The organism is Kitasatospora sp. NPDC051164 (assembly GCF_044455625.1).
Classification (GTDB): domain Bacteria; phylum Actinomycetota; class Actinomycetes; order Streptomycetales; family Streptomycetaceae; genus Kitasatospora.
This window is the reverse complement of the sequence record NZ_JBITFB010000040.1, coordinates 34,851-52,532: the sequence shown is the minus strand read 5'-3', so window position 1 is coordinate 52,532 and position 17,682 is coordinate 34,851. Positions and strand designations below refer to the sequence as shown.

At 73.4% G+C, this 17,682-nt stretch carries 17 protein-coding genes and 1 pseudogene; 11 read left to right on the top strand and 7 right to left on the bottom strand.

The genetic code is table 11. The annotated features are described in order from the left end of the window. Positions 1–787: 787 nt before the first annotated feature. Positions 788–1,750 carry a polysaccharide deacetylase family protein gene (locus tag ACIBEC_RS40215; protein ID WP_360504950.1) on the bottom strand — a complete coding sequence of 321 codons (963 nt, stop codon included), beginning with the start codon at positions 1,748–1,750 and terminating at the stop codon, positions 788–790. A 594-nt stretch (positions 1,751–2,344) separates the two neighbouring features. On the opposite strand from ACIBEC_RS40215, the gene ACIBEC_RS40210 reads away from it, so the two are divergent. From ACIBEC_RS40210 to ACIBEC_RS40200, 3 genes are all read left to right on the top strand, one after another. Further along, positions 2,345–2,560 carry a hypothetical protein gene (locus ACIBEC_RS40210; RefSeq protein WP_360504948.1) on the top strand — a complete coding sequence of 72 codons (216 nt, stop codon included), beginning with the start codon at positions 2,345–2,347 and terminating at the stop codon, positions 2,558–2,560. A gap of 294 nt (positions 2,561–2,854) precedes the next feature. Continuing rightward, positions 2,855–3,373, top strand: a complete 519-nt coding sequence (locus tag ACIBEC_RS40205) for a sugar transferase (protein ID WP_360504946.1) — start codon at positions 2,855–2,857, stop codon at positions 3,371–3,373. A gap of 120 nt (positions 3,374–3,493) precedes the next feature. After that, complete coding sequence (locus ACIBEC_RS40200) at positions 3,494–3,982, top strand: NUDIX domain-containing protein (protein WP_360504945.1); 489 nt, start codon at positions 3,494–3,496, stop codon at positions 3,980–3,982. 23 nt (positions 3,983–4,005) lie between these two features. On the opposite strand, the gene ACIBEC_RS40195 is transcribed toward ACIBEC_RS40200, so the two are convergent. After that, a complete protein-coding gene (locus tag ACIBEC_RS40195; RefSeq protein ID WP_360504943.1) occupies positions 4,006–4,545 on the bottom strand; it encodes a PTS fructose transporter subunit IIA in 540 nt (179 codons plus the stop codon). Positions 4,546–4,920: 375 nt separating this feature from the next. On the opposite strand from ACIBEC_RS40195, the gene ACIBEC_RS40190 reads away from it, so the two are divergent. From ACIBEC_RS40190 to ACIBEC_RS40175, 4 genes are all read left to right on the top strand, one after another. Then, positions 4,921–5,133 (top strand): DUF397 domain-containing protein, encoded by a 213-nt coding sequence (locus ACIBEC_RS40190; protein WP_360504994.1) that lies wholly within the window; start codon positions 4,921–4,923, stop codon positions 5,131–5,133. A 771-nt stretch (positions 5,134–5,904) separates the two neighbouring features. Further along, entirely contained in the window at positions 5,905–6,399 is a 495-nt protein-coding gene (locus tag ACIBEC_RS40185) for a hypothetical protein (RefSeq protein WP_360504941.1), read from the top strand. Between the two features lie 103 nt (positions 6,400–6,502). Continuing rightward, complete coding sequence (locus tag ACIBEC_RS40180; protein WP_355211871.1) at positions 6,503–6,586, top strand: putative leader peptide; 84 nt, start codon at positions 6,503–6,505, stop codon at positions 6,584–6,586. A gap of 164 nt (positions 6,587–6,750) precedes the next feature. Further along, positions 6,751–8,100: an acyl-CoA dehydrogenase family protein gene (locus ACIBEC_RS40175; RefSeq protein WP_360504939.1), complete on the top strand. Its 1,350-nt coding sequence runs from the start codon at positions 6,751–6,753 to the stop codon at positions 8,098–8,100. A gap of 81 nt (positions 8,101–8,181) precedes the next feature. Here ACIBEC_RS40175 and ACIBEC_RS40170 read toward each other — a convergent pair whose 3' ends face one another. Then, positions 8,182–9,420, bottom strand: coding sequence for an aminoglycoside phosphotransferase family protein (locus ACIBEC_RS40170; protein WP_360504937.1), 1,239 nt, complete (start codon positions 9,418–9,420; stop codon positions 8,182–8,184). Positions 9,421–9,953: 533 nt separating this feature from the next. On the opposite strand from ACIBEC_RS40170, the gene ACIBEC_RS40165 reads away from it, so the two are divergent. Continuing rightward, positions 9,954–11,435 carry a hypothetical protein gene (locus ACIBEC_RS40165; RefSeq protein ID WP_360504935.1) on the top strand — a complete coding sequence of 494 codons (1,482 nt, stop codon included), beginning with the start codon at positions 9,954–9,956 and terminating at the stop codon, positions 11,433–11,435. 60 nt (positions 11,436–11,495) lie between these two features. Here the strand turns inward: ACIBEC_RS40165 and ACIBEC_RS40160 are convergent, their stop codons facing one another. Continuing rightward, positions 11,496–12,101: a hypothetical protein gene (locus ACIBEC_RS40160; protein WP_360504933.1), complete on the bottom strand. Its 606-nt coding sequence runs from the start codon at positions 12,099–12,101 to the stop codon at positions 11,496–11,498. A 287-nt stretch (positions 12,102–12,388) separates the two neighbouring features. Between ACIBEC_RS40160 and ACIBEC_RS40155 the strand changes: the two genes are divergently transcribed. Continuing rightward, the gene (locus tag ACIBEC_RS40155) at positions 12,389–13,900 is read left to right on the top strand and encodes a HEAT repeat domain-containing protein (RefSeq protein ID WP_360504931.1); all 1,512 of its coding nucleotides are present in this window, start codon (positions 12,389–12,391) and stop codon (positions 13,898–13,900) included. Between the two features lie 148 nt (positions 13,901–14,048). Here the strand turns inward: ACIBEC_RS40155 and ACIBEC_RS40150 are convergent, their stop codons facing one another. Then, positions 14,049–14,891 (bottom strand): undecaprenyl-diphosphate phosphatase, encoded by an 843-nt coding sequence (locus tag ACIBEC_RS40150; RefSeq protein ID WP_360504992.1) that lies wholly within the window; start codon positions 14,889–14,891, stop codon positions 14,049–14,051. Positions 14,892–15,118: 227 nt separating this feature from the next. Further along, positions 15,119–15,814, bottom strand: a complete 696-nt coding sequence (locus ACIBEC_RS40145; RefSeq protein ID WP_360504929.1) for a class I SAM-dependent methyltransferase — start codon at positions 15,812–15,814, stop codon at positions 15,119–15,121. A 124-nt stretch (positions 15,815–15,938) separates the two neighbouring features. On the opposite strand from ACIBEC_RS40145, the pseudogene ACIBEC_RS40140 reads away from it, so the two are divergent. After that, positions 15,939–16,085, top strand: a pseudogene (locus ACIBEC_RS40140) (DUF4396 domain-containing protein); the annotation flags it as partial. A 112-nt stretch (positions 16,086–16,197) separates the two neighbouring features. Here ACIBEC_RS40140 and ACIBEC_RS40135 read toward each other — a convergent pair. After that, a complete protein-coding gene (locus ACIBEC_RS40135) occupies positions 16,198–16,731 on the bottom strand; it encodes a PadR family transcriptional regulator (protein WP_360504927.1) in 534 nt (177 codons plus the stop codon). 170 nt (positions 16,732–16,901) lie between these two features. Here ACIBEC_RS40135 and ACIBEC_RS40130 point away from each other — a divergent pair, with 170 nt between their 5' ends. Then, complete coding sequence (locus tag ACIBEC_RS40130; RefSeq protein WP_360504926.1) at positions 16,902–17,672, top strand: alpha/beta hydrolase; 771 nt, start codon at positions 16,902–16,904, stop codon at positions 17,670–17,672. The last annotated feature ends 10 nt before the right edge of the window (positions 17,673–17,682 follow it).

Genomic DNA, 17,682 nt, shown 5'->3' with positions numbered 1-17,682 from the left:
TGTGCTTGTGGGCACCCTTGCAGGCCGGGTTGCGGTGCGCCGCACAGGAAGTCGGCCGATCCGACGTCCTGCGCTTGGCGGTGCCGGCCTGTCTGCAGCGGCGCTGTATCTACTCGCATAGACAGCCTGCTTGTGGTGCGTGAGAAGTCGACTGGGCCGACTTCTCACGCACCGGCCACCCAGTGCTTGTGCGGGGGCTGGTGCGGGCCCGCCTGCCTGGTGGGCGAGGGCGCGGTGCGTTGCACAGGAAGTCGGCTGGCCCGACTTCCTGTGCCCGGCGATGTCCCGGGGCGGCTGCGGCGCGCGCTGTCTACTCGCGTAGAAAGTTGGGCCGCTCGGCTTGCGGGGTGCGAGAAGTCGGCCTGGCCGACTTCCTGTGCGGGTGGGGTGCCGGATCGCCCGCCGCCGGGCGGCTTGGAGTGTTGGCGCGCGACGGTCTGCGCAGGGCTGGATCTACCCGCGTAGACTGCGCGGCGGGTGCTTGCCGTGCACGAGAAGTCGGCCTGATCGACTTCTCGCGCATGGGTCACCCCTGGCGGCGGCACGCTCAACCGCCGGCGCGATCGCGATGCGGCGACGTGTGGGGAATCGGCCGATTCGACTTCCATGCCCGGTAATGTCCCGAGGCTAATCCGTGGCAGTCTTCTACTCGCGTAGACATGGCGCCGTGCACAGGAAGTCGACCCAGCCGACTTCCCGTGCACGCGCTACCCGCATAGATATCCCTCAAGGCGCCAGTTCCGTGCCCTATTGGCATTTCGAATGACTGTCGGGCACGCGCGGGGGGTCAGGCGACGGCTTGGCGGCGCCAGCGGCGGTAGGCGGGTTCGAGGCCGGAGAGGATGGTGTCGAAGCGGCGGGTGCTGGTGGTGGAGTCGACCTGGAGGCGGCTGATCTGGAGGGGGTGGGAGGGGAGGCGGGGGCCCAGGCGGTGGTCGGAGAGGAAGCCGAGGCGGTAGCCGAGTTCCTGCAGGACGGTTTCGGCACGGGGGTCGTGGCCGCCGTCCGGGTAGGCGAACGCGGTCGGCGGTTCGCCGAGCCAGCGGGTGAGGGCCTCGTGGGCGCCGGTGATCTCGGCGCGGACGGTGTCGTCGTCGCAGCGTCCGAGGCACGGGTGCCCCTGGGTGTGGTTGCCGATCGCGACGCCCCCGTCCCGCAGGGCGAGGAGGTCGGCGGGGGTGAGCTGTTCCTGGCGGGGCGGTCGGCGGTCGGCGCTGACGCGCAGCTCGTGGAGGCTGCGTCGGCGGTCCGGGTCGGGCATGGCCTTGAGTCGGCGGAGCAGCTGGGACGGGTGGCCGCAGTCGAGCGAGCGGGCGCGGCCGCCGTGTCGGGCGAGGAAGTCGGCCTCGTGCCACCAGAACGGTCGCTCGGTGCCGATGAGCTCCGAGATGACGAAGGCGGTGGCCGGAATGCCACGGGCGTCGAGGGCGGGCAGGGCGTGGGTGAGGACGCTCCGGTCGGCGTCGTCGAAGGTGACCAGGACGCTCCGGGGCGGCAGTGGCCGCCGCTCGGCCACGGCCTGGAGGACGGCGGTGAGCGACACGGGAGTGGCGAGCCGCTGGAGCCGGTCGAGTTGGGCGCCGAACGACCGGTGGTCGGTCACCCCGTGGTACGCGAGCACGGCGAGGCGCTGGGCGGCCCGGGCCCGGAACAGCGGCTGGACGGGGGCGAACCGCAGCCATTCGCCCCGCGCGTCCTGCTGTTCCGTCTCGACGGTCAGTCGGCGACGGCCCCCGCCGTGTCGGCTCACCTCGTGCCGGTCCGCAGCCCACCTGACAGGGGGCGGCAGTGCGCGCACGCCGGGCATGGGCCTGGCGCGGGCCATGGAGATCGATGTTGTGGACTGGGACTGCGGCACGGTTCCCCCTCGTTCGCCGAGCGGCGTGGCGGTACCGCCGGAGGACGGAGCCCGGCCTCCGACTCCAGGGGTCGGCGGCTCCGCCCCTGGACTTTCCTGTTCTCGGTGGGGGGTTCACACCCGTCCCTCGAACGGCTCCTGGATCACTCAATGCCATTGAGACCGTTGCACCGCGGGGATGGTTGTACCGGGGGGACGAGGATTTTTCGTGGACTGATTGTGGAGTAGGAATGCGCATCCGGGGGCATCGGGCGCTGCTTCGGTGGGGCCCGGATCGGCCGCCGTGTCGCCCCGCAATCACCCCGTAGCCACCCCCGTAGCCACCCCCGCCCGACCCCGGACGGGTACCGATCCGTCGGTCGCGCAGAGTGTTCGGTCCTGCACTCCCTGCGGGCTGCCTCCTGCTTCGGCCCGGGGTACCTTGGGCTCATGGCAGATGCGGACCGTGACCCCTTCCACTTGCACGGCGCTTCTCGGATGGCTCGCGTGTGCAGTGGCGGAGCCCTGGTTACCCACCAGCTTCCGCTGGCCGTGGTGGGTGTGGCCTGCCTGGCGGCGGGGATCGTCGTGGCGGTGCTCGTTCCGGACAGTGGCGGCCCGGCTTGGGCGATGGCGGTGGCCGGCTGCCTGGCGGCGGGTGTCCTGCTGCTCGGTCGGATCGCCTTCGGTCACTTTCGTGACCGGCGCCGCGCCGCGCTCTAGAGGCGGACGAGCCGACCGGACGACACGGGCTGGAGGCGCCGGCCGGAGAACACTGACGGGGCCACCCGCCCGCTCGCCCGTATGTCGATCGCGTTCGGAATTTCGAAACGGCAGATCGAGCGAAATTGGTCAGACCGACCGAATATCGTCCTGTCGGACAATCTCCCGCCCCCTTCTTTCACCATTCTTGGACGGCGGCTTCATCGCGCCTCTACTGTGAATGCGTTCTTCCGGCTCGAAGCGCCGTAGAGGGGGAGCGATGAGCGGCAGATCGGATAGTGCCATGTCCACCTCATGAAACGCGGTGGTGATCTCGCCCTCGCCGCCCTGGCCGCGATCGTCGCGCTACCGCTGGCCGTACTGATCGCCGTCCTGCTGCGCTGCACCAGGGGTGGCCCGGTGCTCCAGCGGCAGACCCGAGCCGGGCAGCACGGCCGCGAGTTCCAGATCCTGCGCTTCCGGACGGGTGGGGACAGCGGGTTCGGCACCCTGCTGCGCCGCACCGGCTTGGAGGAACTGCCGCGGCTCTGGAACGTCGTCCGCGGCGAGATGGGGGTGATCGGCCCCCGACCGGCCCGGCCCGATCAGCTGGGCCGCTACTCCTGCCGCGAGCGCGGCCGGTTCGCCGTGCGCCCCGGGCTGACCGGCTGGGCCCAGCTCCACGGTCATGCCGCCGAACTCGACCTCTGGTACGTCGAGCACCGCTCCCTCCGGCTCGACCTGCACATCCTCGGCCTCACCATCCTCGCTTTGGTGCGCCCGACCACCGACCGGCTGCGCCCCACCGGAGACCGGCCGCGCCGACCCGGTTGAGCAGACCCGGCCGCCCCGACCCGGCCGACTTGGCCGACCCGAGCCGCTCGAGCGGAGCCGGCCGACCCGACCCCGGCCGACCCCACCCCGGCCGGCAGCCGCCCCGATAGGCTGCGCCACATGGCAATTCCCCCCTTCCTCGCCGACCTCCGCTCCCTCGTGGGCCACCGCCCGCTGTGGCTGAGCGCCGTCGTCGCCGTCGTGCTGGACGATCGCGACCGGGTGTTGCTCGCCCGCCGGGCCGATGACGGCCGCTGGGCGCCGGTCGGCGGGATCCTCGACCCCGGCGAGCAGCCCGGCGACGGCGTGGTGCGCGAGTGCGAGGAGGAGACCGGCGTGGTGGCCGTGCCCGAGCTGCTCGCCTCGGTCACCGTCTCGCCGCAGGTGACGTACCCGAACGGCGATGTGACGCAGTACCTGGTGCTGACCTTCCGCTGCCGTGCGGTCGGCGGAGAGGCGCGGGTGAACGACGACGAGTCGCTCGAGGTCGGCTGGTTCGCACTGGACGAGCTGCCGCCGATGATCGAGTCCGAGCACGAGCGGCTGCGCCACGCGCTGGAGTGCGAGGGCCCGGCGGTCTTCACCTGGGAGGGCAAGGAGCGCCCCTGACCGGCCGCGGGCTCGGCCCCCGGTCAGCCCTTGTGCTGCCGGTAGGCCTCCTCGGCTGCGTCCAGCACCGCCGCCAGGTCGCCGCCCGCCGTCGCGGTCGCGGTCGCGGCCACCGCGCCTTCGACGAACGGGGCGTTGGCGAACCGGACCGGGAACGGCAGGCCGTGCTCGTCGGCGTCGGACAGCAGGGCGCGAACGGTGGTGACGGCGCCGCCCAGGTCGGCGAGCACCACGACGCCGTGGCCCTGGTCCACCCGGCGGGTCGCGGCGGCCACCAGGACGGCGCTGATGCCGGGCCCGTTCGACGGGTCGCCGCCGGTCGCGGAGATCGGGGCGGGGGAGTCGGATCCGGTCAATGCGAGCGCGAGGTTGCGTACGGCGGTGGCCAGTTCCTGGCTGTGCGAGACCAGGACGATGCCGACCCGGCCGTGCGTGGGGGGCCGGGCGGGGGTCGGCCGGGGCAGTGGCGTGGCCGAGGGAGGCGTACGGGGTGCCGGGGGGTGGGCCGAGGGGGCGTCGGAGATGGGGATGACGTCGGCGCGGGTGCCGTCCCGGCGGCTCATCGGCTGCTCCCTTGGGCGGTTCGGTGGGTGTTGGGGTGGGCGGGGTCGTCGGCGGTGCGGTCCGGCCCCTGGGGGCCGCGGAGGGCTCTGTAGGTCGGAGGGGGCGCTCTCCCGCGCTTGTCGGCCCGGGTGGCGCCCTGGCAGCACTCTGGCAGCTGCCCGCCGCCGCCGCCGGTCGGGACACGCCTCGACCTTTCCGCCGCGCCTCGAGCCGCCCTCCGGCGGCGCCCGTCCATAGCCGGAGGAGTCCTCGTCAACCCGCTGACCGGGGCCGGGCGGTGTGGCTAGGCTGGGCCCGGAACATCGTCGGGAGGAGATCGGTCAGTGGCAGTCAACACTGGGACGGACACGGAGGCCGGTGGCGCGCAGCCGGGCCTGGCGCCGAGCGGGAAGCCGAGGGTGGACTTCACCGGCGCGGAGTGGCTGTGCAGCAGCCAGGGGGTCGGAGACGTCCAGATCGCGTTCGTGGACGGGTACATCGGGATGCGGGACGGCCGCCAGGAGGAGGGGCCGGTCCTGGTCTTCACGCCGGCGGAGTGGCGGGCGTTCGTGCTCGGCGCCCGGGACGGCGAGTTCGACCTCACCTGAGCCGCTCGCCTGAGCCGCCTGAGCCGCTCGAAGCAGCCTCGAGCCGCTCGCCTGAGCCACTGCGGAGCGGGCCCCCGGAACCGACCGGGGGCCCGCTCCGCAGGCGGTTTTCCGGTCGGAACATCACAACTGATGATCTATTGAGCGTGCCCCGTCAGAATTTCTGTTGACTGTTAGACAAACTCAGCTCAGAGTATGAGCACAGGCAGACGCCGTGCCCACCGCCCCCACGCGGCCAGACACGGCGCCTGCTGTGCGGCCCGGCAGCGTTGCCAGGCCATCCTCCCAGTCATCCCCTGCGCACCGGGGTGCGTCGGCCGGTCCCGGCCCACAAGGGGCCGGCAGTCGCCGGGAGGCTGGCGCCGAACCCGAGAGCGACTCGGATCGCGGCACCGATGCTCGGGACCCGCACGCCCCCACGCGGCGGCGTCCCGAGCAGATCCACGGGAGCGACGGGCCGGGGCCCCGCGGATCTGGCTTGTGATGCATGGAACTGTTGGCTTGTGTTTGTGCTGTGTGCGACGACGAAGCTGGGTGCTCGGCAGTTCGGCACGACAAGTGCACGGTGAGGGATACGCGGGTAGGGCCGCGTTGCGACATGCCGTCCCCCCGGAGGGTGAAAACCAGAACGGCTGTCGTGCTGAACCGAACGTAGCCCGGACGGTTGCTCAGAGTCAACATTGGTCTCTGAGCGTCGATGCTCCCGCCCGCCCCCCGCCGGTGCCCCACCCACCCCACGAGCGCGGTGTGCCGGACACGTACGATGTTCCCATGTCTTTTCTCCGCCGTCGCTCCGGACAGCCCGCCGGCCCGGACTTCGACGTGCTCGCGATGGACCCGGGCGACTGGCCCGGTGACTTCGGTGCGGCCATGATGACCGGCCCGGACGGCTCCTGCCAGGGGATTTTCCTGCGCTACGACCTGTTCGGCGGCAGAGGCCCGGCGATGTTCATCGGCAACCTCCCCGAAGGTTCGCCTGCCCGGGAGACCGGCGACGACGTGCCCTTCGAGGTGCGGCAGCTGCTCGCGGCGCTGGAGAACGACGAGTCGGTCGAGTTCGTCTCGGCCGAGGACTTCCCGGTCATGCTCGGGGACGACCTGCTGATCGTGAAGAAGGTCAAGGTCAGCGAGGAACGCGTGTTCTGCGCCCAGTTCGGCCGCAGCGACGGCGTCCTGGTCACCATCGCGTCCTGGGACCGACCGATTTCGGACGACCTGTATCAGCTGCTCAAGCCGCTCCCCGCGGACATGTTCCAGCAGGGCTGATCCTCCGGGATCCCCGGGGCTGCCGGCGGCGGTTCGTCCGGCGCCCGCCCGGGGGCCGGATGCCGCTTGACGGTATCGATCAACGGTTCGTACAGTCGCGAACATGCCGTGCCGTCTTCCGCTGCTGACCCGTCGCAGGCATCTGGATCTGCGGCGCACCGCCAGCGCGGTGTGTCCGGGCCGCTGAGGGGGCCGTCCCCCGGCGGCGGGTGGTCGGCCGGGTCCGGTCGACGCCGAAACCCGGGGGCGGGCCGTGAACTGACCTCCGGGGCCGCCAATCGGTACCGCGCGCCCGTGCGGCGTGCCGCCCGCATCCGTCGAGCCCACGCTGCCGCCCGGAGGCACAGCATCATGACGACCCGCGCCGCCAACCGTCCGTCCGTCGACCGTTCGACCGAGGAGCACCCTTCCGGCGACCGCCCGCTCGAGGACCGGCCCTCCGCCGGCCGCTCCCGGACCGGTTCGCCGGTGTCTTCGCCGCCGTCGACTTCCGGCCAGGCCGATTCAGGCCGTCCGACATCCGGCCGTCCGACATCCGGCCATCCGACGTCCGACCGCGCGGCGGTCGAGACCGCGCTGGCCGGGTTGCCCCGGGTGGTCGACCTGCTGGCCGCCCGCGCCGAGGAGCACGACCGCGACGCGACCTTCCCGTACCAGGGCATCGAGGCGGTCCACGAGGCCGGACTGCTCACCCTCACCGTCTCCCGCAAGTACGGCGGACCGGGCGGCTCGCTTGCCGACACCGTCCGGGTGCTGTCCCAACTCGGCCGTGGGGACGCCTCGGTGGCCGTGGTCACCGCGTTCACGCTGCTCCGGCACGCCGAGCAGGCCCGCCTCGCCGACTGGCCGACGGCCGGCTACCGGCGACTGATCACCGAGTCCCGGCGTGGCCCGGCGCTGGTCAACACGCTGCGGGCGGAGCCCGGCGCGGGATCGGGCGAACTGCCCGAGACGGTCGCCCGGCGGGACGGCGACGGCTGGCTGCTGACCGGCCGGAAGACGTACTGCACCGGCGCCGAGGCGCTGGCCTGGATGGCGGTGACCGCGCGGACCGACGAGGAGGAGCCGAGGATCGGGACCTTCCTGGTCCGCGGTGAGAGCGAGGGCCTCGAGATCGATCCGACCTGGGACCAGCTCGGCCTGCGCGCCAGCGCCAGCCATGACGTCGTGCTGGACGGGGTCCGGGTGCCGGCCGACCTCGCACTCGGCCTCGGCGCCCGTGAGTCGAAGGACGCCGACGCCGAACTCTCCCGGGCCTGGCACGATCTGGCCCTCTCCGCGGTGGCGATCGGTGTCGCCCGGGCCGCCGAGTCCTGGCTGGTCCGCTTCCTCAACCAGCGCACCCCGGCCAACCTGACCGAGCCGCTCGGCACCCTGCCTCGCTACCGCTGCGCCCTCGGCGAGATCGAGGCGCAGCTGATCGGCGCCGAGGAACTGGTCGAGGGCCTGGCGCCCCGGGTGGACCGGGGCGAACCGGACGCCGTCGCCCGGACCGGCCCGGCCCACCTGCTGGCCACCCGGGCCGCGACGACGGCGGTCCAGCAGGCCGTCGCCCTGACCGGCAACCCCGGCCTGAGCCGACGTCACCCGCTGGAGCGGTACCTGCGGGACGTGCTCAGCAGCCGGGTGCACCTGGCGTCGGACGAGACCGTCCTGGAGGCCGCCGGCCGGGCCGCCCTGGAGCGCGGCGCCCGGCCGTAGCACGCCTGGTCGTACGACGCGCGGCGGTAAAACGCCCGGCCGGGCAGGCCGGTTCGGACCCGAACTGCCGGGGGTGGCGGTTCAGCGCGTCCCGACCGCGGCCCGGACGGCCCGGCGGGCGAGCGCGGCGTCGTCGTAGAGTCGGCGGATCATGATCCGCTGCTCCTCGCCGGCGCCCGGCACGTCGTACAGCCGGATTTCCCGCATCAGTACCAGCACCAGGTTCACCAGGAACGCGTCCCGGGCCAGCGTGCCGCCGCTCTGGGCGAGTTGGCTGATCTGACGGCGAGCCGCGGTGTCCCCGGAGAGCACGCTCCACAGCACCGCCAGGTCGTAGCCGGGCAGGTACCAGCCGGCCTGCTCCCAGTCGACCAGCACCGGGCCGGACGGCGCCAGCAGCATGTTGCTGAGCAGGGCGTCGCCGTGGCAGAGCTGCAGCGGGGTGTGGCCGAGGCCGTGCAGCAGGCCGCGCAGGTCGCCGGCGTCCCGGTCGGTGAGCTGGCCCACCGAGTGGTAGCGGGCGATCTCCCACTGGTAGTCCAGGCGCGGCTGGAACACGTCGGTCGGCGGCCGCCACAGGTTCAGCGTACGGACGGCGGTGAGCAGCGCCCGCACCTCGCCCGGGGTGGGCGCGTTGACCGGGTGGCGCTCCCGGGCGGCCGGGCGGCCGGGGATCCGCTCCATGACCAGTACGCAGCGGTCGTGGTCGGCCGCGACCAGCCGGGGCAGCCGCACCGGCGGGCGGTGCCGGACGAATGCCCGGTAGACCGCGACCTCGTGGTGGAAGTCGGCCACCAGCTGATCGAAGTACTCACTCCGCACCGCCTGCGGCGCCAGGCACTTGGCGACCACCGGGGCCCGCCCGATGGTGCCCGCCACCAGGATGTGGCGGCTGCCCTCGCGCAGGACCTGGCGCGGGGTGAACGCGGGACATATCCGCGCGATGCTCGCCAGCGCCGCCCGTACCGACGGGGTCTGCAGCGCCGACGGGTCGATCCGCTCCGCTCCGCCGGGCTGGCCGGGACGTCGGGCGCGCAGCACCTGGCCGTCGGCCTGGCGGGCGAGCGGGAGCCGGCTGCCGACCGGCGGGGCGGCCTCGGGGCCGCGCAGCCCCAGTGCGGTACGGCCGGTGGGGCCCAGCGCCGTACGGCCGGCCGGGACGACCCGGGTGTCGGCAGCCCGGCCCTCGACGCCGCGCGGAGCCACCGGGCGGCTCGCCGGGGGCGCCTGCTTGGGGCCGGGCCGGCCGGCGGCTGCGGTGGGGGGGCGCAGCGCGGTGCGGGTCGCGGTCGGCGTGGGGGTCGTCGCTGAGGAGTACATGGGCTGAGGGTGGTCCCTTCCGGTCCGTCGGCGGGTGCGGCCCCGCGGGGGCGGGGAGGGCTGGTGCCGTGTGCTTCCTGGCGTGACGGCGGCCCTGCGGGTGGTGCGGTACGGCGTTGGGTGGTGCGCCCCCGCGGGGCGGGGGAGTACGCCGTCGCGGTACGGCGGGTGGTGCGCGAGCGCCGGGCACGGACGCGGGGTGCAGGAACCCCTGTTCGGCTGTGCTCCGGCCGTCCGCACCCTGGGGAATGCGGTCGGTCGGACTTGCCGTGGCCGTGCCCGGCGCTCCCGCGCCACCCGGCCGCGCCACCCCCTCGGGTGAGGACCGGGAGCGTCCCGTGACACCGTCGGGGGACTGCCCCGACGCTGGTGGGACGCCGCCCGACCCGGGGGGCGAGGTGGCGCACCCCTACAACACACCCCTCGGGCACTGGCTTAGTAGTCTGGCGGGCCCTGGCGAACGGTGGCGAATGCTCGCCTGGCACTTGCCGGAGCCTCTAGCCTCGAAGGAGCCGAGGAACCTGGGGGCTTCATTGAGCAGGGGACCCAACACCCGACTCGCCGATCTGTTCGTCCTGACCGGATGGTCCAAGGGCGAGCTCGCGCGGCTGGTCAATCGTCGCGGTGCCGCGATGGGGCAGATGCAACTGTCCACCGACACCTCGAGGGTACGACGTTGGATCGAGCAGGGGGAGATCCCGCGCGATCCGGTGCCGAGGGTGCTGGCTGCCGTGTTCACGGAGCGGCTCGGCCGTGTCGTCACCACTGAGGACCTCGGTCTGGAACGACACCGGCCCACCAGGTCCGGAGCGGAGCCGTCCGCAGCAGTGCCGTGGTCGCCGGATCGAACAGCCGTGGTCCTCACCGAGTTCACGGGAATGGACCTCATGCTGAACCGACGTGGATTGGTGGGCGCCGGAGCCGCGCTCACGGCCGGGGCGGTCATCGCCGACTCGCTGAAGGGATGGCTGGGCGGGGACGCGGTCGCGTACGCGGCCGCCGTCCCCGGGCCGCGCCAGGTGATCACCGGGAGCGCGGCGCGCCCGGTGGTGGACGTGTACGACGCGGGCCCGGTCGGGCTCGATGAGGTGGAGTCGCTGGAACACTCGGTACAGGTGTTCCGGGCCTGGGACGCGGCCCGCGGGGGCGGACTGCAGCGCAAGGCGGTGGTCGGTCAACTCAACGAGGTAGGCGGTCTGTTGACGCACCGGCACCCGCCCGCCGTGGAGCAGCGGCTGTGGCTGGTCGCGGCCAACCTCGCGGTGCTGGCAGGCTGGATGTCGCACGACGTGGGCCTGGAGCCCACCGCCCAGCGGTACTTCGTGATCGCGGCCGAGGCGGCCATGGAGTCCGGCGACCGGCCGCGGGCCGGCGAGGCGATCAGCCGCGCCGCGCGGCAGATGGTCCACCTGGGCCGGGCCGACGACGCGCTCGACCTGATGTCGGCGGCGAAGGCGGCCGGTGGCACGGTGGTGCCCAGAACGCGCGCCATGCTGAACACCGTCGAGGCCTGGGCGCACGCCTCGATCGGGCACTCCCAGGACACCTACCGGCTGCTCGGCGAGGCCGAGGACCTGTTCGCCGAGGAGTCGCCGGAGCCGCCGCCGTCCTGGATGCAGGTGTTCGACGAAGCCGAACTGCGCGGCATGCAGGCCCTGGTGCTGCGCACGCTGGCCGAGCACGACCCGGCGGCGGCCCCCAGGGCCCGCAAGCGGGCGGAGCAGGTGATCACCCTGCGGGAGGGCACCGGGCAGCTGCGCTCGGCGTTGTTCGACCGGATCACCCTGGCCTCGGTGCACCTGATCACGGGCGAGCCGGACGCGGCCGAGCTGCAGGCCAAGATGGTGATGAACCTGATCGGCCAGAACTCCTCGCACCGGACCTGGGACCGGCTGCGCGAGATGTACCGGCTGACCGCGGCGTACCGGGGGCTGCCGGCGGTGGACGAGCTGCGGGCCGAGCTGGGCCGGGAGCTGCGGGCGGCGGACGCCAAGAACCGGCCGCGGCTGACCTGAGGGGCGGGCTGACGTGCGGGGCCGGGATGCGCGGTCCCGGGTGCGCCGGGGCGCCGCGGCTCAGTCCGGCGGTGCCGGGCGGAGCAGCATGCGCAGCGCGGTGACGGTGCCGTCCGCGCCGAGGACGGGCTCGCCCGCGCACTCGACGCTGCCGTGCCGTCCGCCGGGCCGGCGGATCCGCAGGGTGCCTGCGGCGACACGGCCGTGCACCAGGGCGTCGGTCATCATCCGGCGCAGCAGCGGCCGGTCCGCCTCGGGGAGGCGGTCGGGCAGCCGGTCGAGGCTGAGCGGGCCGCGGTCCGGGTCGCAACCGAGGAGGAGGTAGGTCTCCGCGTTCCAGCGGATGCCGTCGGTCTGCAGGTCCCATTCGGCGGAGCCGAGGAGGCTGTCGTTGTTGCTGCCGCCGCCGAGGTAGGGGCCGGACGGCTCCTGTGCCGTGCCGTCCACTCTGCCGTCCGTTCCGCTGCCGGCTTCGCCGCCGGTGCCGTCGTCATGCGTTCCGCCGCCGGCGTGGCCCGGTCGGCCCGCGGTGCCCGTCGCACCCGCGCCTGCCATGTCCGAGGTGCTCGCACCGGAGGCCTTCGAGCCGGAGCCGTTCGCGCCCGCCGGGGCGCCGTCCACCGTGGCGGTGCCCGGCGGGCGGGCGGCGCCTGAGGGCATGTTCATGGCGGGTCCATCGTTCGGTTCGGCCCGCTTTGTGCGGGTCGTTCGGGTTGTGAGAAGACTGTCGCACAGCGTCCTGACCCCCGTGGGCGATTTGGACAGATCGCAGGCAAAATTCCCCTGGCATATGCCACTGTGGCAGCAGGCTCCGTCGCCCTGTGTGCGGAAGGTGGCCCGAGGCGGTAACCTTCGGTGATTCCGGCGCCCGGGCGCCCACCGCAGTACCGACCAGAGACCCCGGCGACGGAAATCCCGTTGCCACTACGACCGCCGCAACGGATGCTGACCTCATGTTCGAGCCAGTGATAGCACCCAGTGCCAGCCTCCTAGGCCTCCTGCAGCGAGGCCGTGGTGACGGGCAGCTCCATGCGCTGGCCGCCGACCGTGCCGAGGCCATCGCCGCGCTGGAGGAGTGCGTCACCAGGGATCCGCGAGCCGACTGGCAGGTCGAGAGCCGCTCCCTCTACTACGCCCGTCTCTACATGGAGCTGGAGGCTCCCCTCGACGGCATCGAGGACCACCTCCACTCCGCCGAGGACCTCGTCACCGACGACGAGAGCCGTACCGGCCTCGCCCTCTCCGTCCTGGGCCACCTCGCCGCGTACGGCCGGCGCGACGCGCTGCTGATGCTGCGCGAGTACGCCGCCACGGGCGCCAACTGGGCCTGGGCCCTCGACGAACTCGCCCTGCGCGACGACGACCGGGGCCTGCTGCTGCTCGGTACCGCCGTGCTGGACCACTTCCCGCCGGGCCCCGAGGGCGACGCCGAACTGCGTGAGTTCATCCGCAACGCGTACGAGCCCCGGCCCTGGCGGCTGTGGGCTGCCTACCACCCGAGAGTGGCGGCGGCCAGTGAGCAGTCACCCTTCGACCTCTGGCAGCGGCAGATCAACCGCAGCGGCGTCACCCCGGGCTGGTCCACCGCCGACGTGCTGGCCTGGGCCGACCAGGGCGACCTGGGCGGCGTCGGCGTCGGCGCCTTCCTCGACCGGCCCGACGCCCGCCCGGAGCCCGCGCGCGACACCGACTCCCCGGGCAACGGCCCCGACGCGGTGGACCGCCGCGCCGCCGCGGCCGCCCGCTGCCTGACCGCCGTCGTCCGCCCCGAGGACCGTCCGGCGCTGCTGGAGGCCGCCCGCGACGGCCTGCCCGGCGCCCGCCGCGCGGCCCTGCGCTACCTGGTCGACCAACGGGACCCGGCCGCGGTCGAGCTGATCGAGGCCGCCGCCGCCGACGTCGACGACCGGATCGTCCGGGCCGCCCTGGAACTGCTCGGCCGGATGCGCGGCCCCGAGGTGCTGGCGCAGGCCCGCCGCTGGGCCGACCCGGCCAGCGGGGGCGCGGACAGCGCGCTCGGCGAGGCCGCCGTCCAGCTGCTCGCCGACGCCGGGGAGCAGCAGGACGGGCCGCTGGTGGTTGCCGGGCTGCGCCGCTGGATCTCCGTGCGCGGGGTCGGCGGTACCGGGCTCGGGTCGTTGGTGGACGGTGCGGGGCGGCTGGCCGCCGCCGACGCCGTCCCGGTCCTGCGCCACATCTACGGTGAGGCCGCCTCCTCCGAGCTGCGCGGACGTGCCGCCCGGGCGCTCGCCGCCACCGACGTGCACTTTCCCGAGGGGCCGGCCGTCGAGTGCCTCTGGGACTGCGAGGAGTCGACACGTGAGCTCGCCGCGCGCCACGTCGCCACCACGGGCGACGCGCGTGTGCTGGAGCGGTTGCGCAGGCTCGCCGCCGACCCGGCCGAGGAGGCCGAGGTCCACGCCGCCGTCCGCGGCCGACTGACCGCCACCCGGGAGCCGCGCTAGGTCCTCGCCGTTCAGCGGGCCGGGACACCGACACGGTGTCCCGGCCCACTGCTTTCCGGAGCCGGCGCCTTCGGGGAGCGGTTCTGAAACGTGGTTCTACTTCTCAGCTCTGCTTCCGCGCTCCACTTCGCCGCTCCGCTCCGCCGCTCTACTTCACCGCGCCTGCGTCCGGGGTCAGGACGCCGCCGGCCACCAGTCCGATGATCAGGATGCCGAGCAGCACCCGGTAGACGACGAACGGCAGGAAGCTGTGGCTCGAGATGTACTTGAGGAACCAGGCGATCGCCGCGTAGCCGACCGCGAAGGCGATCAGGGTGGCCAGGATGGTCGGCCCCCAGGCGGGTGCCGGGCCCTCGCCGATCTTGAACAGTTCCAGTGCCCCCGAGGCGAGCACCGCCGGGATGGCCAGCAGGAACGAGTAGCGGGCCGCCGCCTCCCGGCTGTAGCCGAGCAGCAGGCCCGCGCTGATCGTGCCGCCGGATCGGGAGACGCCCGGGATCAGCGCGAGCGCTTGGGCGAAGCCGTAGATGCCCGCGTGCGGCAGCGTGAGGTCGGTGATCGGACGGGCGTTGCGGACGGCGCGGGTGCGGTCGGCGAAGGCCAGGACCAGGCCGAAGACGATCAGTGTGGTGCCGATGATCCGCAGGTCGCGCAGATGGGTCTCGATGGTGTCCTGGAACAGCTTGCCGAGGATGCCGATCGGCAGGGTGCCGATGATCACGAACCAGCCCATCCGGGCGTCCGGATCCGAGCGCAGCGCCGGGCGGACCAGTGACCGCGCCCAGGTCTTCACGATCGAGGCGATGTCCCGGCGGAAGTAGATCAGCACCGCCGTCTCGGTGCCGAGCTGGGTCACCGCCGTGAAGGCCGCGCCCGGATCGTCCCAGCCCAGCAGCGCGGAGAAGACCCGCAGGTGGGCGCTGGAGGAGACCGGCAGGAACTCGGTGAGCCCCTGGATCAGACCGAGAACGGCCCCGTGGAACCAGTTGATCACCGGGCACCCGCCGCGGATATCCGTCGGGTGGGGGGCGGGGGCGGCAGGGGCGGCATGGGCGGGTCCTTGCGGGTCGGAACGGGCGTGCGGACGACCGCGACCCGCCCGGCCCGCAGGCCGCGCGCGGGCCCGGCGCGCGGCCGATGGTACGGGGTGAAAGTGACAGTTCTTGGTTCACCCTTTGTTCGGCCTTTGCGAACGGGCCCCTTTCCGGCCGCGGGCGGTCAGTCCACGGGCCGGACCCGGACCCAGGTGCGGTCCTCCGTCAGGTAGCGCTCGACCGTCAGGCCGGCCTCGGCCAGGGCTTGTTCGAACGCCTCGGTGCCGAGTGGCCGGGACAGGAAGGTCTGCGTCCAGGTGCCGTCCGGGAACTCGTACTCGCAGCGGACGGAGTTCACGCCGTCGCCGACCGGTGTGGCGGAGACGAGCCGGGACCACGCGCCAGGGCCGATCGCGCTCTCGCGCGGCACGTTCAGGTGCCAGTCCTCGCCCTCGCGCTGCACCAGCACGCAGCCGTCCTCGGCGACGTGGCGACGGCAGGTCTCCAGCAGTCTCTGACGAACCGTCACATCACCGGCGTGCACCAGGAAGGAGGCGAGCATGACGACGTCGAAGCGCTCGCCGAGGTCCAGCTTCTCGATCGGGCTGCGCACTGTGCGGACGTCCTCGCGGACTCGGGCCAGCATCTCGGCGGACTCGTCCACGGCCGTCACGGTGAAGCCGCGGTCGGCCAGTGGGTGCGTCATCCGGCCGACGCCGCAGCCCAGTTCGAGGATGCTCGCGCCGGGCGGCACCGCCGCCTCGATCACGTCCGGGGCGTTGCCCGCGGGGAGTCGGCTCCACACCTCGACGGCGCAGCCGTCCGGGGTGATCGCGCCCGCGCCCGTTCCGTCATAGCCCTTGCGTCGGTCGTCGGTCATGTCCTTCATCCGAGCACGGATGGGCGCGGGTGGGAAGGGGGCGCCGTCAAGGGCTTGCAAGGTACCCCAGGGGGGTATAACTTCGATCATCGACGGAGCGAGGGAAGCGGCGCCGAACGGGCGTCGGAGCGCCGGCCTCGGTGACCTGCTGTTCTGGGTGGCGCTGGCGGGCTCGCTGGCCCTGGCCTTCGGGCTGACCGTCCCGGTCAACAAGTGGATGATCGGCCGGGGGCGCGGCCATGCCGTGGTTCACGCCCACCACCAGCACTGAATCCCGTACCCGCCGGCGCCGATCGTGCTCCGGGATGCCGGAGACCCTTGCCCGTGGCCCGCACCGACCCTTCGACGGTCGGTCCGGGCCACAGTGCGTTCCGGCGCGCCCGCTACTGCTCGCCGCCCTCCAGCTCGGCCAACGTGGCGTGCAGCCACCCGAGTTCGGCCTCGGTGGTGGCGCGGGCGATCAGCAGCTGGCCGCGCCGGAAGGGGTCGGCGAACTCCTCGGCGCCCATCGGGCGGTCGCCGTCGTAGTAGAAGCTCGCCGGCTCGGAGAGGAAGGCCAGCCGGCGGCGGAGCACGGCGGCCTGGGCGGCGGGGTCCTCGAGGTGGCGCAGGAAGGCGAGCAGCGTGAACCAGCGGTTCTCGTCGCTGATGTCCAGTGGCTCGGGCTCGCGCAGCTGGTCGAGCAGTGCGGCGCGGCCGGCCTCGGTGAGGTGCAGGGTGTGCCGGGGCGCGGCGGCGCTGCCGGGTTCGGTCCGGCGGACCAGCAGTCCGGCGGCCTCCAGGCGCTTGATCGCGGGGTAGAGCGTGCCGTCGCTGATCGGCTGGACATGCCCGGAGAGCGCGGAGAGGTGGCGGCGCAGCTCGTAGCCGTGCAGCGGCCGCCCGTACAGGAACCCGAGGATCGCGAGCTTGAACATGGGGACACCCTCTCACGCCCATCCCTCGATCCATGGGTATATTGACTGCGGGATACCTCGATCGCGAGGTATGGTTTCGGCGTTCCCCCGGTGCTCCCGGCTGTTCCCCGCTGTTCCCGGGGTGCTCCCGGCGGTTCCCGGGTGCTTCCCCTGGCAGAGGAGTCCTCGCGATGCGCCACGCCCCCGTTACCCCGAACGGCGACCTGATCCGCTGGGTCGAACTGCCCGGCGCCGAGCCGGCCCGGCTCTACCTGCACGGCCTGGGTGCCACCTCGCCGGTCTACTTCGCGGCGGCCGCCGCCCACCCGCTGCTCGCCGGACGCCGCTCGCTCCTGATGGACCTGCTCGGCTTCGGCATCAGCGACCGTCCGGCGGACTTCGGGTACACGTTGGAGGACCACGCCGACGCGGTCGCGGCGGCGGTGCGAGCGGCCGGGCTGAGCCGGGTCGAGGTGGTCGGCCACAGCATGGGCGGCGCGATCGCGATCGTCCTCGCCCACCGGCACCCCGGGCTGGTCTCCCGACTCGTCCTGGTGGACGCCAACCTGGACCCGGTCACCCCCGACCGGCAGCGGCCCGGCAGCAGTGGCATCGCGGGCTACACCGAGGCGGAGTTCCTGGCCGACGGCCGGGAGGAAGTCGCCGAGCGGGTCGGGCCGTTCTGGTGGTCCACGATGCGGCTGGCCGGCCCGGAAGCGCTCTACCGCAGCGCCCGCCACCTGGCCCGGGCGACGGTCCCGGCCATGCGCGAGTTGCTGCTCGGCCTCGACCTCCCGCGGACCTTCCTCCACCCGGCGGCGGACGGCGAGTTGGCGGGCACGGGCGGGCTCCGCGCGGCGGGCGTGCGGGTGGTCGCCGTCCCGGACTGCGGGCACAACATCATGCTCGACAACCCGGACGGCTTCGCGGCCGCCGCGGCGGAGGCATTCGGCCTGGGGTGAGCGGGACTGC